General features: G+C 70.0%; 13 protein-coding genes. 7 read left to right on the top strand and 6 right to left on the bottom strand.

The window, feature by feature from the left end; genetic code table 11:
* Positions 1-115 precede the first annotated feature (115 nt).
* The 3 genes from guaB (at position 116) to EOD42_RS18290 (ending at position 3,756) form a co-directional block, all read left to right on the top strand.
* Complete coding sequence (guaB, locus tag EOD42_RS18280) at positions 116-1,609, top strand: IMP dehydrogenase (RefSeq protein ID WP_127789017.1); 1,494 nt, start codon at positions 116-118, stop codon at positions 1,607-1,609.
* Positions 1,610-1,879: 270 nt separating this feature from the next.
* The gene (locus EOD42_RS18285; protein ID WP_127789018.1) at positions 1,880-3,175 is read left to right on the top strand and encodes an RsmB/NOP family class I SAM-dependent RNA methyltransferase; all 1,296 of its coding nucleotides are present in this window, start codon (positions 1,880-1,882) and stop codon (positions 3,173-3,175) included.
* Positions 3,172-3,756: a GNAT family N-acetyltransferase gene (locus EOD42_RS18290; protein WP_127789019.1), complete on the top strand. Its 585-nt coding sequence runs from the start codon at positions 3,172-3,174 to the stop codon at positions 3,754-3,756. The genes EOD42_RS18285 and EOD42_RS18290 overlap by 4 nt, the downstream gene beginning before the upstream one ends.
* Before the next feature lie 137 nt (positions 3,757-3,893).
* Here EOD42_RS18290 and EOD42_RS18295 read toward each other — a convergent pair whose 3' ends face one another.
* The 4 genes from EOD42_RS18295 to tsaE are packed head-to-tail and all read right to left on the bottom strand — an operon-like array spanning position 3,894 to position 6,771.
* On the bottom strand, positions 3,894-4,670 hold the full coding sequence (locus EOD42_RS18295; RefSeq protein ID WP_127789020.1) for an SDR family oxidoreductase: 777 nt from the start codon (positions 4,668-4,670) through the stop codon (positions 3,894-3,896).
* 21 nt (positions 4,671-4,691) lie between these two features.
* Positions 4,692-5,411, bottom strand: a complete 720-nt coding sequence (locus tag EOD42_RS18300) for a nucleotidyltransferase family protein (RefSeq protein WP_127789021.1) — start codon at positions 5,409-5,411, stop codon at positions 4,692-4,694.
* Positions 5,408-6,352, bottom strand: a complete 945-nt coding sequence (locus EOD42_RS18305) for an aminoglycoside phosphotransferase family protein (RefSeq protein ID WP_240655205.1) — start codon at positions 6,350-6,352, stop codon at positions 5,408-5,410. Before EOD42_RS18305 ends, EOD42_RS18300 begins: the two co-directional genes overlap by 4 nt.
* Positions 6,349-6,771 (bottom strand): tRNA (adenosine(37)-N6)-threonylcarbamoyltransferase complex ATPase subunit type 1 TsaE, encoded by a 423-nt coding sequence (gene tsaE, locus EOD42_RS18310; protein WP_127789023.1) that lies wholly within the window; start codon positions 6,769-6,771, stop codon positions 6,349-6,351. The genes EOD42_RS18305 and tsaE overlap by 4 nt, the downstream gene beginning before the upstream one ends.
* 47 nt (positions 6,772-6,818) lie before the next feature.
* On the opposite strand from tsaE, the gene EOD42_RS18315 reads away from it, so the two are divergent.
* Positions 6,819-7,451 carry a DNA-3-methyladenine glycosylase family protein gene (locus EOD42_RS18315; RefSeq protein WP_127789024.1) on the top strand — a complete coding sequence of 211 codons (633 nt, stop codon included), beginning with the start codon at positions 6,819-6,821 and terminating at the stop codon, positions 7,449-7,451.
* A 210-nt stretch (positions 7,452-7,661) separates the two neighbouring features.
* Here EOD42_RS18315 and EOD42_RS18320 read toward each other — a convergent pair whose 3' ends face one another.
* Complete coding sequence (locus EOD42_RS18320; RefSeq protein ID WP_127789025.1) at positions 7,662-8,678, bottom strand: enoyl-CoA hydratase/isomerase family protein; 1,017 nt, start codon at positions 8,676-8,678, stop codon at positions 7,662-7,664.
* Positions 8,679-8,810: 132 nt separating this feature from the next.
* On the opposite strand from EOD42_RS18320, the gene EOD42_RS18325 reads away from it, so the two are divergent.
* Positions 8,811-9,539 (top strand): superoxide dismutase, encoded by a 729-nt coding sequence (locus tag EOD42_RS18325; protein ID WP_127789026.1) that lies wholly within the window; start codon positions 8,811-8,813, stop codon positions 9,537-9,539.
* On the opposite strand, the gene EOD42_RS18330 is transcribed toward EOD42_RS18325, so the two are convergent.
* Positions 9,540-10,592: an alpha/beta fold hydrolase gene (locus tag EOD42_RS18330; protein WP_127789027.1), complete on the bottom strand. Its 1,053-nt coding sequence runs from the start codon at positions 10,590-10,592 to the stop codon at positions 9,540-9,542.
* Between the two features lie 70 nt (positions 10,593-10,662).
* Here EOD42_RS18330 and EOD42_RS18335 point away from each other — a divergent pair, with 70 nt between their 5' ends.
* Positions 10,663-10,887, top strand: coding sequence for a zinc-finger domain-containing protein (locus tag EOD42_RS18335; protein ID WP_127789028.1), 225 nt, complete (start codon positions 10,663-10,665; stop codon positions 10,885-10,887).
* Positions 10,877-13,684 carry a DNA polymerase I gene (gene polA / locus EOD42_RS18340; protein WP_127789029.1) on the top strand — a complete coding sequence of 936 codons (2,808 nt, stop codon included), beginning with the start codon at positions 10,877-10,879 and terminating at the stop codon, positions 13,682-13,684. Before EOD42_RS18335 ends, polA begins: the two co-directional genes overlap by 11 nt.
* Position 13,685: the final 1 nt, after the last annotated feature.

Below are 13,685 nucleotides of genomic sequence, written 5' to 3' on the forward strand. Positions count from 1 at the left end.
CCGATTTCAGTTTCGTATCAGCCCCGCGCGCGCTGCAACACTTCCGCGCTTGCGGCGCCGCGGCCACCGGCCTAACAGGGGTCGCCAAGGTTGCGGAACCCCCGAAAGGTCCCCCATGGCGCTCGATACCCCTGCGAATCCCTACCGCTTCACGATCGAGGAGGCTTACGCCTTCGACGATGTGCTGCTGGTCCCCTCCTACTCCACCGTCCTGCCGAACCAGACGGACACGCGCACGAAGCTGACGCGTGAGATCGGGCTGAACATCCCGCTCGTCTCCGCCGCGATGGACACGGTCACCGAGGCGCCGATGGCCATCGCCATGGCCCAGGCCGGCGGCATCGGCGTGATCCACAAGAACATGACCGCCGAGGAGCAGGCCGAGCAGGTCCGCCGGGTGAAGCGCTTCGAGAGCGGCATGGTGGTCAACCCGGTGATGGTCTACCCCGACCAGACCCTGGCGGAACTGCAGGCCCTGAAGGCGCGCACCGGCATTTCCGGCTTTCCGGTGGTGGAGCGCGACACGAACCGCCTGGTCGGCATCGTCACCAACCGCGACACCCGCTTCGAGACCGACCCCAACGCCCGCGTCTATCAACTGATGACGCGTGAGGGGCTGGTGACCACCCAGGCCGGGGCGCCCTCCGACGTCGCCCGCCGCCTGCTGCATGACCACCGGCTGGAGAAGCTGCTGGTGGTGGATGACCAGGGCCGCTGCGTGGGCCTCATCACCGTCAAGGACATGGACAAGGCCAGCTCCAACCCGACCTCGGTGAAGGACAGCATGGGCCGCCTGCGTGTCGCCGCCGCGACCGGCGTGGGCGAGGACGGCATCAAGCGCGCCGAGGCGCTGGTCGCCGCCGATGTGGACGTGGTGGTGGTCGACACCGCCCACGGCCATTCGGGCGGCGTGCTGGCGGCGGTGGAGCGCATCAAGCGCATGTCCAACTCCGTGCAGGTCATCGCGGGCAACGTGGCCACCCCCGAGGGCGTGCTGGCGCTGATCGAGGCGGGCGCGGATGCCGTGAAGATCGGCATCGGCCCCGGCTCCATCTGCACCACCCGCATCGTGGCGGGCGTGGGCGTGCCGCAGCTGACGGCCGTGATGGAAAGCAGCGCGGCCGCGCGTGAGAAGGGCGTGCCCGCCATCGCCGATGGCGGCGTGCGCACCTCGGGCGACATCGCCAAGGCCATCGCCGGCGGCGCGGACTGCGTGATGATGGGCAGCGTCTTCGCGGGCACCGACGAGGCGCCGGGCGAGGTGTTCCTGTACCAGGGGCGTTCCTACAAATCCTATCGCGGCATGGGCTCGCTGGGCGCCATGGCGCGCGGTTCGGCCGACCGCTACTTCCAGGCCGAGGTGCAGGACAGCCTGAAGCTGGTGCCCGAGGGCGTTGAAGGCCGCGTCGGCTACAAGGGCCCGGTCGGCAATGTCATCCACCAGATGGTGGGCGGGCTGAAGGCGGCCATGGGCTATACCGGCAACGGCACGGTGCAGGGCATGCAGCAGAACGCGCGCTTCCGCCGCATCACCGGCGCGGGCCTGCGCGAAAGCCATGTGCACGACGTGGCGATCACGCGTGAGGCGCCCAACTACAGGGCGGAGTAGTCCCGCCCAGGGGGGCCTTGCCCCCTGGACCCCCGCGCAGGGGCTCTGCCCCTGCACCCCGCCAGGAGCCAGTGGCTCCTGGACCTGCCTTCTGTTTGGCGCCAACCCTGCGAAGGTGTCTTCATTGAATTCTATTATTGAAATGGGTGCCCGACTTCCGATGCCCTGGCACCAGGAATCGGTTTCCAAAGGCCTTTCGGCCTTTGGCGGGTGTCCAGAGGGCAGCGCCCTCTGGTGGGGGTTCGGGGGCGAAGCCCCCGGGCGCTGGGCATGACCCCCGCCGCCCGCGTCTCCGGCGCCATCGACCTGCTGGCCGCCCTGGCCGACCAGCCGCGCCGCCCGGCCGATGCCATTGCCCATGATTTCTTCCGCGCCCGCCGCTACATCGGCGGCGGCGACCGCCGGGCTGTCTCCGACCTGGCCTGGGGTGCGGTGCGTGAGCACGCGCGCCTGGTGTGGTGGCTGCGCCGTTCCGGCGTGGAGCCCACGCCGCGGCTGATGGTGCTGGCGCATCTGGTGCTGATCGAGCGCCGCGCGCCGGGCGCGATCTTTTCCGGCGAGCGTTATGCCCCCGCGGCCCTGACCGCCGCCGAGACCGCGGTGGCCGAGGCCCTGCGCGGCCAGGACCTGCTGCACCCGGCCATGCCGCTGGCAGCCCGGCTGAACCTGCCGGAATGGGCGCTGCCGGGGCTGGAGGAGCGCTTCGGCGATGCCCTGCCGCGTGAGGCCGAGGCGCTGTCCGGCACCGCGCCTCTGGACCTGCGTGTGAACCTGCTGAAGGGCACGCGCGACACCGCGCTGGCCGCGCTGGCGGGCGAGGGCATCCTGGCGGAACCCGCCCCCTTCTCCCCCTGGGGCCTGCGCATCGCGGGGCGCCAGCCGATCAGCTCGGCCAAGGCCTATCAGTCCGGCCTCATCGAGGTGCAGGACGAAGGCAGCCAGTTGATCGCGGCCGTCACGGGGGCGAAGCCCGGCATGCGGGTGGCCGACCTCTGCGCGGGTGCGGGCGGCAAGACGCTGGCCCTGGCGATGACCATGGCCAACAAGGGCCGCATCACCGCCTGTGATGTCTCGGCCCCGCGCCTGTCCGGCGCGGCGCGGCGTTTCGCCCGCGCGGGCGTGGACAATGCCGAGACGCATCTGCTGGAACATGGCGACCGCTGGGCCAAGCGCCGGGCGCAGCAGTTCGACCGCGTGCTGGTCGATGCGCCCTGCACCGGCACCGGCACCTGGCGCCGCAACCCCGATGCACGGCACCGCATGGGCGCCGAGGACTTGCGCGAACTCGCTGCGAAGCAACATGAGATTCTTGCGATTGGCGCAGAATTGGTGAAACCCGGCGGATTATTGGTCTACGCTACCTGTTCTCTCCTTCCGGAAGAGGACGAACGCCAGGTGGACAATTTCCTTGCCGCGCATCCCGCCTTCTCCGTGCTGCCGTTGGCCAGTGCCTGGGAACAGGCGGGGCTGCCGGGCGCGCCCCCGGGCGAAGGCCCTTACCTCGTCATGACGCCCGCCCGGCATGGCACGGACGGCTTCTTCGCCGCCGTGATGCGCCGGGGATGATCCGCATCCGCCGTGCCACCGCACAGGATGCGGCGGGCATGGGGCTGGCGCATGTGGCTTCCTGGCGCAGCACCTATGCGGGCATCCTGCCGGAGGAATACCTCGTCGGGCTTTCCGCCGTGCGGGAGGCCGCGGCCTATGAGCGCGGCATCGCCCGGCGCGATCGCGGCCACGCGGCCTTCGTCGCGGTGGCCGAGGCCGAGGACATGCCCCCCGGCAGCCGCCCCGTTCCGCCGGGCGGGCTGGTGGTGGCCTTCACCACCGCCGGGCATTGCCGCCGCGCCCATATGGCCGAAGGCGAGATCGAGACCCTGTATGTGCTGGATGACTGGCGTGAGCAGGGGCTGGGCCGGCGGCTGCTGCGCGCGGCGTCCGCGCATCTGAACGCCCTGCATTGCCGCAACGCCATGGCCTGGGTGCTGGCCGATAACCCGAACCGATTCTTCTATGAGCATCTGGGCGCACGCCCGGCAGCCGAGGAGCGCATCATGGTGGGCGGCCAGGTGCTGACGCAGCGGGCGATGTTGTGGGACCCGGTGGTGAGGCTGATGGATGCGACGGCGAGAAGTGCGCAGGGGTAGAATTCTTCTTTTTCTGTAGAAAAAGAAGAAGAAAGACTTTTGCGAGTTTAATTGGGGGCGCCTTAGCCGTTGGCGCCGCCCGAAACTGATAGAAGTTTTTTGGTTCTTTTTTCCAAAAAAGAACATCTATCCTTGCATTACATCGTCCCCGGATACCCGCCGCCATCCATCAGGATGTTCTGGGCCGTGATGAAGCCCGCCTTGTCCGAGCACAGGAAGGCGCAGGTCGCGCCGAACTCATCCGGCCGGCCCAGGCGCTTGGCGGGGATGTGCTTGATGCTCTCGCGACCCACTTCCTCCAGGCTGCGGCCCGTGGTCTCGGCCGCGCGGGTCCAGTTGCCCCGGATGCGGTCGGTGTCGAAGGGGCCGGGCAGCAGGTTGTTGATGGTCACGTTATGCGCGGCCACCTTGCGCGCCAGCGCGGAGACCGCGCCGGTCAGCCCCGCCCGCGCGCCGTTGGACAGTTCCAGCGACGGGATGGGCGCGCGGACCGAGGCGCTGGTGATGTTCACGATGCGGCCGAAGCCGCGCTCCACCATGCCGCGCACGGTCGCCTGGATCAGCGCGATCGGCGTCAGCATGTTGGCCTCCACCGCGCGGCGCCAGTCGTCCAGGGTGAAGCTGGCGAAATCGCCGGGCGGCGGGCCGCCGGCATTGGTCACCAGGATGTCGGGGTTGGGGCAGGCGGCCAGCAGGGCGGCGCGGCCTTCCTCGGTGGTCACGTCACCCTGCACGGTGGTGACATCGGCGCCCAGGGCGCGCAGTTCGGCGGCGGTGGCTTCCAGCGCCTCCGCGCCACGGGCGGAGATGACGAGCTTCACACCCTCCTTCGCGAGGGCCATGGCGCAGCCGCGGCCCAGCCCCTTGGAGGCGGCGCAGACGATGGCCGTCTTGCCGGCGATTCCGAGTTCCATGCTCTCTCTCCCGTGTTCGGTTCAGCCCTTTTCGCCGTAAAATCGCCCGTCCGCCAGACGGGTCTCGGCGCGCTGCAGGTCACCGGGGGTCGAGAGATGAAACCACACCCCGTCATGCACCAGGCCGAACAGGCGCCCCGCCTCGATCGCGCGGTCGTAGCAGCGGTTGAGGCTGAAGGGCTCGACGGGCTCGGGCTCCACCAGGCGCGGATGCAGGATCTGCACGCCGCCATACAGGAAGGGCGCGACCTCATGCTTCAGCGGGCGGCGCAGCTTGCCCAGCGGGTCCATCATGAAGTCACCCCGCCCCGGTGCGTTCTCCACCGAGGTCATGCGCACCATCAGCAGCAGCGCGTCCATCGTCTCGGGGTCGAAGCGGGCGCGCATGCGCTCGATGGTGGGGGTTGCGCCATCCAGCCAGAAGGCATCGCCATTGGCGACGCAGAAGGGGCCGGGGCCCAGCAGGGGCAGCGCTTGGCGCACGCCGCCGCCGGTTTCCAGCAGCTCGGGCTCCAGCTGGACGCGCAGGCGCGGATGGGCACGGCCGCGCGTCGTCTCGACCACGCGCTCGGCCTTCCAATGGGCGTTGACCACGGCTTCCTCGATGCCGGCGGCGGCGAAGCGGTCCAGCGCGTGGTCCAGCAGGGTGCGCCCCGCCAGGTTCAGCAGGGGCTTGGCGGTATCGGCCGTCAGCGGCCGCATCCGCGTGCCGAGGCCGGCGGCGAGCACCATGCCCTTCATGCAGGGTTGGCCCTGAGCGGCCGCGGCACATGGCGGTCCATGAATTCACGCAGCGGGGCGGCGGCGGGGTGCCGCAGCGCACGGTCGAACATGGCCCAGCAGCGCGGCCCGTGCACCAGATAGCCGGGCCGCCCGTCGCGGTGGTGCAGCCGCACCCACAGCCCCGCCACGCGCAGGTGCCGCTGCGCGCCCAGCACGGCCATCGCGGCCTGCACGCCCACGCCGGCCTGGCCGGTCAGCTCGGCATAGCGTGCCATGCAGGCCTCGCGGATCTCGGGCGCCACGTCGCGCCGCGCGTCCTCGACCAGTGAGACGAGGTCATAGGCGGGGTTGCCGATCGCGGCTTCCTGGAAGTCGATCAGCCCCATGCCCTTCGGCCCCGGCACCAGGTTGGCCGGGAAGAAGTCCCGATGGACCAGCGCCTTTCCATTGAAGGGTTCCAGCATCGCGATGAGGGCCGCATGCATCTCCGCGTGCAGTTCGGGCGATGCAGGGGCGCCCATCACGGCCGGCCACCACCATTCCAGGAAGGTGGCGCGGGTGGCCTTGCTCATCTCGGGCGATTGCCAGTTCGGCAGGGTGGGGGCGGGGGGCACGGCATGCAGGGATGCCATGGCCTCGGTGGCGGCCAGGTACAGCGGCATGGGGGCCGCGCCCGCATCCAGCAGCTGCGCCATGGTCTGGCTGCCCAGATCCTCCACGATGATCAGGTACTGCTCGTCATCCACGCCGAAGATGCGCGGCGCATGCTGGCCATGGGCGGCCAGATGGCGCGCGATGGCCAGGAAGGCGCCCATATCCTCGGGCGGCGGGCTTTCCATCAGCAGGGCCGGCGCCGGCCCGCCCACCAGCCGGGTATAGCGGCGGAAACTCGCATCCGAGGGCAGGGGCTCCAGCGTCGCGTCGCCGAAACCGTGTCGTGCCAGAAATTCCTTGCTCACAGCCTGCCTTCCCATCCGTCCAGCCTGGCCTCGCGACGGTCGTCGTCGAGTATCGAGAGTTGAAGACGCAGCGCGCCCGGCGGGGTTTCGTCCATGCGTTCAGGCCATTCGATCAGCATGATGTCCTGTGCCAGCTCCTCGAAGCCCAGCTCCGCGAGTTCGGAGGCGTCGCCCAGCCGATACAGGTCCAGGTGATGCACCTGCCCGCCGCCGGGCAGGGCATAGGATTGCACGAGGGTGAAGGTGGGGGAGGGGACTTCCAGCGCCGGATCGCCCGCCGCGGCCCGCAGAAAGGCGCGCGCGAAGGCGGATTTGCCCGCCCCCAGCTCACCCGAGAGCAGTATCGCGTCACCCGGCCGGGCCAGGGCGGCCAGACGGGCGGCGAGCGCCTCGGTCGCCGCGAGATTCTCCAGCATCATCGCGCCATTATCTGCCCGGAACCGCCGCGCGTCGCTATCCTGTGATCATGACATATGCCCAAGGCCGGGCCGCGCTGGCCCAGACCGAGCTGTTCGGCCCCATCATCCGCCAGGTGGGGCGTTGCCTGCTGAAGCCCGAGAAGCGCGAGCCCTATGAGGCGCTGGTGCGCGCCATCGCCCACCAGCAGGTGCACGGCCGCGCCGCCGAGGCGATGCTGGGCCGGCTGCTGCTGCTGTATCCCCATGCGGATTTCCCGCCGCCCACCGCCCTGCTGGATGCGGGCCCGGACAAGCTGCGCGCCTGCGGTTTCTCTGCGGCCAAATGCGCCTCCATCCTGGACATCGCGGAGAAATCGGCCGCCGGCTGGGTGCCGACCCGCCGTGCCGCCATGCGCCTGTCCGACGAGGAGTTGATCGAGCGGCTGGTGGCGCTGCGCGGGGTGGGGCGCTGGACGGTGGAGATGCTGCTGATCTTCACGCTGGGCCGGATGGACGTGCTGCCGGTGGATGATTTCGGGGTGCGCGAGGGCTACCGGATGGCGCTGAAGCTGGAGACCCAGCCGAAGCCCAAGGAACTGGCGGCGGTCGGCGCGGCCTGGGCGCCCTTCCGCAGCGTGGCGGCCTGGTATCTGTGGCGGAACGTGGACCTGGAGCGGAAGATGAAGATGGTGGCGCCTTAGGGGGGGGGCAGTCAGGGGCTCTGCCCCCGACACCCCCGCCAGGACCGTGCTCGGTCCTGGACCTAGAGTAATTAATCATTTGATATTATTAATAATAATCGCCCCGCCGATGGAAGGGAGCGCCAAACTTCCATCAGGTCCAGGAGATATTATCTCCTGGCGGGGTTGTCAGGGGCGGCGCCCCTGACTGGGGTTCGGGGCAACGCCCCGTCACCCCCGGCTGAAGAACGCCTGCACCGCCGCCGGGTCCACTTCCTCCAGCGTCGCCGGCGTCCATTGCGGCGCGCCGTCCTTGTCCACCAGCACGCTGCGCACGCCCTCGCGGAAGTCCGGGTGTTCATGCACCACGCGGCCGGTCAGCAGCAGTTCCTCATCCAGGCACTGGCGCAGGTCCATGGTGGCGCCGCGCCGGATCAGCTCCAGCGAGACGGACAGGCTGGTGGGGGACATGCGGCGCAGGGTTTTCACCTGCTCGGCCGCCCATTCGGTGCCGGCGGCTTCCAGCGCCCCGATGATCCCCAGCATGGAGCCCTGGCCGAAGGCATGGTCGATCAGCGCGCGGTGCTCGGCGAAGCTCGGCGGGGGCGGGGTTTCGGCATACTGCTCGACCACCGAGGCATCGCCCGTTTCGACCAGCGCGGTGCGCAGCGCCGCTATCTTGGCCGAGGGCACGTAATGGGTGGCCAGGCCGGTGTGCAGGCCGTCGGCTCCGCGCAGCCGCGCGCCGGTCAGCGCCAGCCAGGTGCCCAGCTGTCCGGGCAGGCGCGGCAGGACGTAGCTGGTGCCCACATCGGGGAACAGCGCGATGGCGGTTTCGGGCATCGCCAGCAATGACTTTTCCGTGACCACGCGCGGGCCGTTATGGGCCGCGAGCCCGATGCCCCCGCCCATGCAGATGCCGTCCATCAGGCTGATCCAGGGCTTGCCGAACTCGGCGATGCCCTGGTTCACGGCGTATTCCTCGCCGAAGAAGGCAGAGACGGGCGCGCGGTCGCCGGCGATCGCGGCCTCACGCACGGCGCGCACGTCGCCGCCGGCGCAGAAGGCCTTCTCGCCCGCGCCCTGCAGGATGACGAGCTTCACCGCGGGGTCGTGCTTCCAGGCATCGAGCGCGGCCTGGAAATCCCGGATCATGCCGAGCGAGAGGGCGTTCAGCGCCTTGGGGCGGTTCATCAGCAGCGTGCCCGCCTGGCCCTCGCGCTTCATGATCAGTTCGGCTTCGGACATCCGGGTCCCTCCATTCATGCTTGGCCGAAGGGCTAGCACCGGGGGCACGGCCCGGCAAATCAGAGCGGAAACTTCTCTGGGAAATTGCGCATTCCCGGCCATATTGTCCGTTGATTCCGAAGGAGGAACCCAATGTCCGTCACCTGGAACCGCCGCGCCCTGCTGCTGGGCGCTGCCGCGCTGCCCGCCGTCATGGCCGCGCCCCGCCGCGTATTCGCGCAGGCGGCCCCGACCGGCCCCCACAGCCTGGCCCCGCTGCCCTATGCGCCGAACGCGCTGGAAGCGGCCATCGACGCCCAGACGATGGAAATCCATCACGGCCGCCACCACGCGGCCTATGTCGGCAACCTCAACACGCTGCTGCAAGGCCAGGCGGAGCTGTCGGCCATGCCGCTGGACCAGCTGGTGATGAACCTGTCCCGCGCGCCTGAGGCGATCCGCACCGGCCTGCGCAACAATGCGGGCGGCCACGCGAACCACACCATGTTCTGGCAGATCATGGGCGGGCAAGGCGGGGCGCCGACCGGCGAGGTGGCGGAAGCCATCACTCGTGACCTCGGCGGCTACGACAAGCTGCGCACGGATTTCAACGGCGCGGGCACCCGCGTGTTCGGCAGCGGCTGGGTGTTCGTGACGGTCAGCAACGCAGGCCAGCTGGCCATCGTGACCAAGCCCAACCAGGACACGCCGCTGATGGACGGCGTGCGCGTGCTGATGGGCAATGACGTGTGGGAGCACGCCTATTACCTGCGCTACCAGAACCGCCGTGCGGACTATCTGACCGCGTGGTGGAACGTGCTGGACTGGAACAAGATCAACGAGCGCTACGCGGCGGCCAAGGCCGGCACGCTGCGCGTCTGATCACCTGAGCCACTCGCGCGCCGCCCCGGCGGCCGCGAGGGGCGCCTGGTGGTCGCCGATCCAGGCCAGGATGTCGGCTGCCACCTGCCGCCGCACGCCGTCGCGCAGCAGCAGGTGCCAGCCCTCCGGGTAATGCAGGATGCGCCGGTCCGGGCGCTCGGGAAGGGTGCGCAGCACGCTCCGCGCGATGCGGGTGGGCACGACCTCGTCCTTGCCGCCGGTCAGGATCAGGCTGGGCACGGTGCAGCATTCCGGCAGCGCCGCCCGCCCCGCATCCATCGCGTCCAGAACGCCCGTCACCAGGTCCATGCGCGGGTTGCGGATGGTCAGCGGGTCTCGGCCGAAGCGGCGGAGGGCGGCCTCATTGTCGCTGGCGGACAGCCCGCCCGCGCTGGCCGAGACGCCGAGGCCCGGGGCGATGGCCGCCAGCCCGTCCACCACGATGGGCGCGATGGCCGGCAACTCACGCCGGCCCGCGATGGCGGGCGCCGAGGCGATGATGCCCGCGATGGGCAGCGGCTGCGTGCCCGCCACCAGCACCACGGCACCCCCCAGGCTTTCGCCCAGCAGATAGACCGGCACGCCGGGGTGGCGGGCCGCGATCAGCCGGGCGGCGGTGCGCGCATCGGCCACCAGCGTGTCCATGCCCGCCCAGAAGCCGCGATGGGGGCCGTAGCCGAAGCCGCGCTGGTCATAGGCATAGAGCCCGACGCCACCCGCATTCAGCATCGGCGCTGCCTCCAGCCAGGCATTGCCGCCATGATCGGCGAAGCCGTGGATGGCCAGGATGATGGCGCGCGGCGGGGCCTCCGGCAGCCAATGGCGCAGCGGCAGCCGCGCGCCGTCGGGCATCACCAGGGCCTCGGTGGGCACGGGCCCCGCGGGCTGGGGCGCGGGGGGCGCGGGGGCGAAGGCCCAGGGGCTGGGCGCGACCGGCAGCGGCGGCGGGGTGAAGGCCTTGATGGAGGGGGCCTCGGTCGCGGGGCCGGCCGGATAGCGGGTGGGGGCGCAGGCGGCCAGCAGCAGGGCGAGAACGAGGGTCGGGCGCTTCATGCCGGAGATATGGGCCGGTTCCCCCTCCGTCGAAAGCGGGCTATCACCGCCCGAGAAGGAGAATCCCTCCATGCGTGATGCACTGATGACGGGCTATGCCCCCAAGCTGGTGGCCGGCGTGACGCCGGAGGACCGGATCACCGTCGCGACCCGCGTCGTCTATTGCGACAATGGCGGCGGCGCGCTGGGCCACCCCCAGGTGGCGCTGCGCATCGAGCACGGTCAGGTGACCTGCCCCTATTGCAGCCGCACCTTCGTGCTCGCCGCCGACGCGGCGGAGGATCATGGGCACTGAGCCCAGCCCGGCGGCAGCCGATGTGCCGGAGCCCCCGAAGGGCTCCAGCGCCGCCCCGCACCTGATCCTCATCGACGGCTCGGGCTATATCTTCCGGGCCTTCCACGCGCTGCCGCCGATGACGCGGCCCGATGGCGTGCATGTGAATGCCGTGTTCGGCTTCTGCTCGATGCTGGGCCGCTTCCTGGAACAGCATGCCGGCACCCATATCGCGGTGGTGTTCGACAGCGCGCGGCTGACCTTCCGCAACGAATTCTACCCCGCCTACAAGGCCCACCGCCCGGAACCGCCCGAGGAGCTGATCCCGCAATTCGCGCTGATCCGCGAGGCGACGGCGGCCTTCGGCGTGTCCTGCGTCGAGCTGCCGGGCTTCGAGGCCGATGACCTGATCGCGGCCTATGCCAAGGCGATGGAAGCCCAGGGCGGCCAGGTCACCATCGTGTCCTCCGACAAGGACCTGATGCAGCTGGTGCGCGACGCTGTGCAACTGCTGGACCCCATCAAGCAGAAGCCGATCCGCGCGCCCGAGGTGTTCGAGAAGTTCGGCGTGACGCCGGACAAGGTGGTCGAGGTCCAGGCGCTCGCCGGCGACGCCACCGACAACGTGCCCGGCGTGCCCGGCATCGGCATCAAGACCGCGGCCCAGCTCATCACCGAATACGGTGACCTGGAGACGCTGCTGGCCCGCGCCGGCGAGATCAAGCAGCCCAAGCGCCGCGAAACCCTGCTGGAGAACGCCGAGAAGGCCCGCATCTCCCGCCGGCTGGTGCAGCTGGACGCCGATGCGCCGCTGCCCGAGCCGATCGAGGCCATGGTGGCGAAGCCGCCGGAGCCCGCGCGCCTCGGCGCCTTCCTGCGGGAACAGAATTTCCGCTCGCTGATGGCGCGGATGGGGGTGGGCGATGCCCGCGCCTCCATCCCCAGCCGTGTGTCGAGCGGCCCGGCCCCGGTGGTCGAGGCCGACCCCGCCGCCGCCCCCTTCGGCCCCTATGAGACCATCACGACCGAGGAGGCGCTGCGTGCCTTCCTGGCGGGGGTGGACGGCGTGCTGGGGCTGGATACCGAAACCGACAGCCTGGACGCGCTGAAGGCGCGGCTGGTGGGCATTTCGCTGGCCACCGCCCCGGGCAAGGCCGCCTATATCCCGCTGCGCCACGGCAGCAACGACATCCTGAACCCGGCACCCGTGCAATTGTCGCTGGAGGCGGTGCTGGCTCTGCTGGGCCCCGTGCTGACCGACCCCGGCACGCTGAAGGTGCTGCACAACGCGAAGTACGACCTGGAGGTCCTCGCCCAGCCGGCCAATGGCGGCATCGCCGTGGCGCCGGTCGACGACACCATGCTGATTTCCTACGCCATGGATGCCGGCCGCTGGTCCCAGGGCATGGATCCGCTCAGCGAGCAGCATCTGGGCCACACGCCCATCACCTTCGACAGCGTGACCGGCAAGGGCCCGAAGCGCATCACCTTCGACCTGGTGCCGCTGGACGCCGCCACCGCCTATGCCGCGGAGGACGCGGACGTCACGCTGCGCCTGTGGCTGAAGCTGAAGCCCAGGCTGCGCGAGGAAAAGGCGCTCGCCCTGTATGAGCAGGTGGAGCGCCGCATGGTCGGCGTGCTCGCCGCCATGGAGATGGACGGCATCAAGGTGGATGGCGTGGAGCTGCGCCGCATCGGCGACGACTTCGCCGGCCGCCTGGTGACGCTGGAGGCCGAGTGCCACCGCATCGCCGGCCGCGCCTTCAACGTCGCCTCCCCCAAGCAGCTGGGTGAGATCCTGTTCGACGAGATGGGGCTGAAGGGCGGCAAGAAGGGCAAGACCGGCGCCTATTCCACCGATGCCCGCGTGCTGGAGGATCTGTCCGCCCAGGGCGCGGAGCTGCCGAAGGTGATCCTGGAGCACCGCCAGCTCGCGAAGTTGAAATCTACCTATGTGGAGGGGCTCGCCTCCGCCATCGCGGCCGACGGGCGGGTCCACACGGACTTCTCCATGGCCGTCACCAGCACCGGCCGGCTGTCCTCGACCGAGCCCAACCTGCAGAACATCCCGATCCGCACGGCCGAGGGCCGGCGCATCCGCGACGCCTTCATCGCGGAGCCCGGCCATGTGCTGATGAGCGCCGACTATTCGCAGATCGAGCTGCGGCTGCTGGCGCATCTGGCCGAGGTGCCGACCCTGCGCGACGCCTTCGAGAAGGGGCAGGACATCCATGCCCGCACGGCGTCGGAGGTTTTCGGCATCCCGCTGGAATCGGTGGACAAGGAAAGCCGCCGCCGCGCCAAGACGGTGAATTTCGGCATCATCTACGGCATCAGCGCCTTCGGCCTGGGCGCCCAGCTGGGGGTCGCGCCCGGCGAGGCGCGCGGCATCATCGACGCCTATTTCCGCCAATACCCCGGCATCCGCAACGAGATGGAGCGGCTGAAGGAGGAGGCCCGGCTGAAGGGCTATGTCCTCAGCCCCTTCGGCCGTCGCCTCTGGATCCGCGACATCGCGGCGAAGGACCCGGTGCTGCGCGCGGGCGCGGAGCGCCAGGCGATCAACGCCCCCTTCCAGGGCGGCGCCGCCGAGATCATCAAGCGCGCCATGGTGCGCGTGCCCCAGGCCCTCGCTGCCCAGGGCCTCCAGGCGCGCATGCTGCTGCAGGTGCATGACGAACTCGTCCTCGAAGTGCCCGAGGCGCAGGTCGAGGCCACAGCCATGCTCATGAAGCATGTCATGGAGGAGGTAGCTGCGCTTCGCGTGCCCCTCGTCGTCGAAGTAGGCTCCGGCAAGAATTGGGCGGACGCACACTAGG

The organism is Rhodovarius crocodyli (assembly GCF_004005855.1).
Taxonomy (GTDB): Bacteria; Pseudomonadota; Alphaproteobacteria; order Acetobacterales; family Acetobacteraceae; genus Rhodovarius; species Rhodovarius crocodyli.

Excerpts from the sequence above, each read along its gene's own strand:
- guaB (WP_127789017.1), top strand. The coding sequence starts at position 116 with ATGGCGCTCGATACCCCTGCGAATCCCTACCGCTTCACGATCGAGGAG.
- EOD42_RS18285 (WP_127789018.1), top strand. The coding sequence starts at position 1,880 with ATGACCCCCGCCGCCCGCGTCTCCGGCGCCATCGACCTGCTGGCCGCC.
- EOD42_RS18290 (WP_127789019.1), top strand. The coding sequence starts at position 3,172 with ATGATCCGCATCCGCCGTGCCACCGCACAGGATGCGGCGGGCATGGGG.
- EOD42_RS18295 (WP_127789020.1), bottom strand. The coding sequence starts at position 4,670 with ATGGAACTCGGAATCGCCGGCAAGACGGCCATCGTCTGCGCCGCCTCC.
- EOD42_RS18300 (WP_127789021.1), bottom strand. The coding sequence starts at position 5,411 with ATGAAGGGCATGGTGCTCGCCGCCGGCCTCGGCACGCGGATGCGGCCG.
- tsaE (WP_127789023.1), bottom strand. The coding sequence starts at position 6,771 with ATGATGCTGGAGAATCTCGCGGCGACCGAGGCGCTCGCCGCCCGTCTG.
- EOD42_RS18315 (WP_127789024.1), top strand. The coding sequence starts at position 6,819 with ATGACATATGCCCAAGGCCGGGCCGCGCTGGCCCAGACCGAGCTGTTC.
- EOD42_RS18320 (WP_127789025.1), bottom strand. The coding sequence starts at position 8,678 with ATGTCCGAAGCCGAACTGATCATGAAGCGCGAGGGCCAGGCGGGCACG.
- EOD42_RS18325 (WP_127789026.1), top strand. The coding sequence starts at position 8,811 with ATGTCCGTCACCTGGAACCGCCGCGCCCTGCTGCTGGGCGCTGCCGCG.
- EOD42_RS18330 (WP_127789027.1), bottom strand. The coding sequence starts at position 10,592 with ATGAAGCGCCCGACCCTCGTTCTCGCCCTGCTGCTGGCCGCCTGCGCC.
- EOD42_RS18335 (WP_127789028.1), top strand. The coding sequence starts at position 10,663 with ATGCGTGATGCACTGATGACGGGCTATGCCCCCAAGCTGGTGGCCGGC.
- polA (WP_127789029.1), top strand. The coding sequence starts at position 10,877 with ATGGGCACTGAGCCCAGCCCGGCGGCAGCCGATGTGCCGGAGCCCCCG.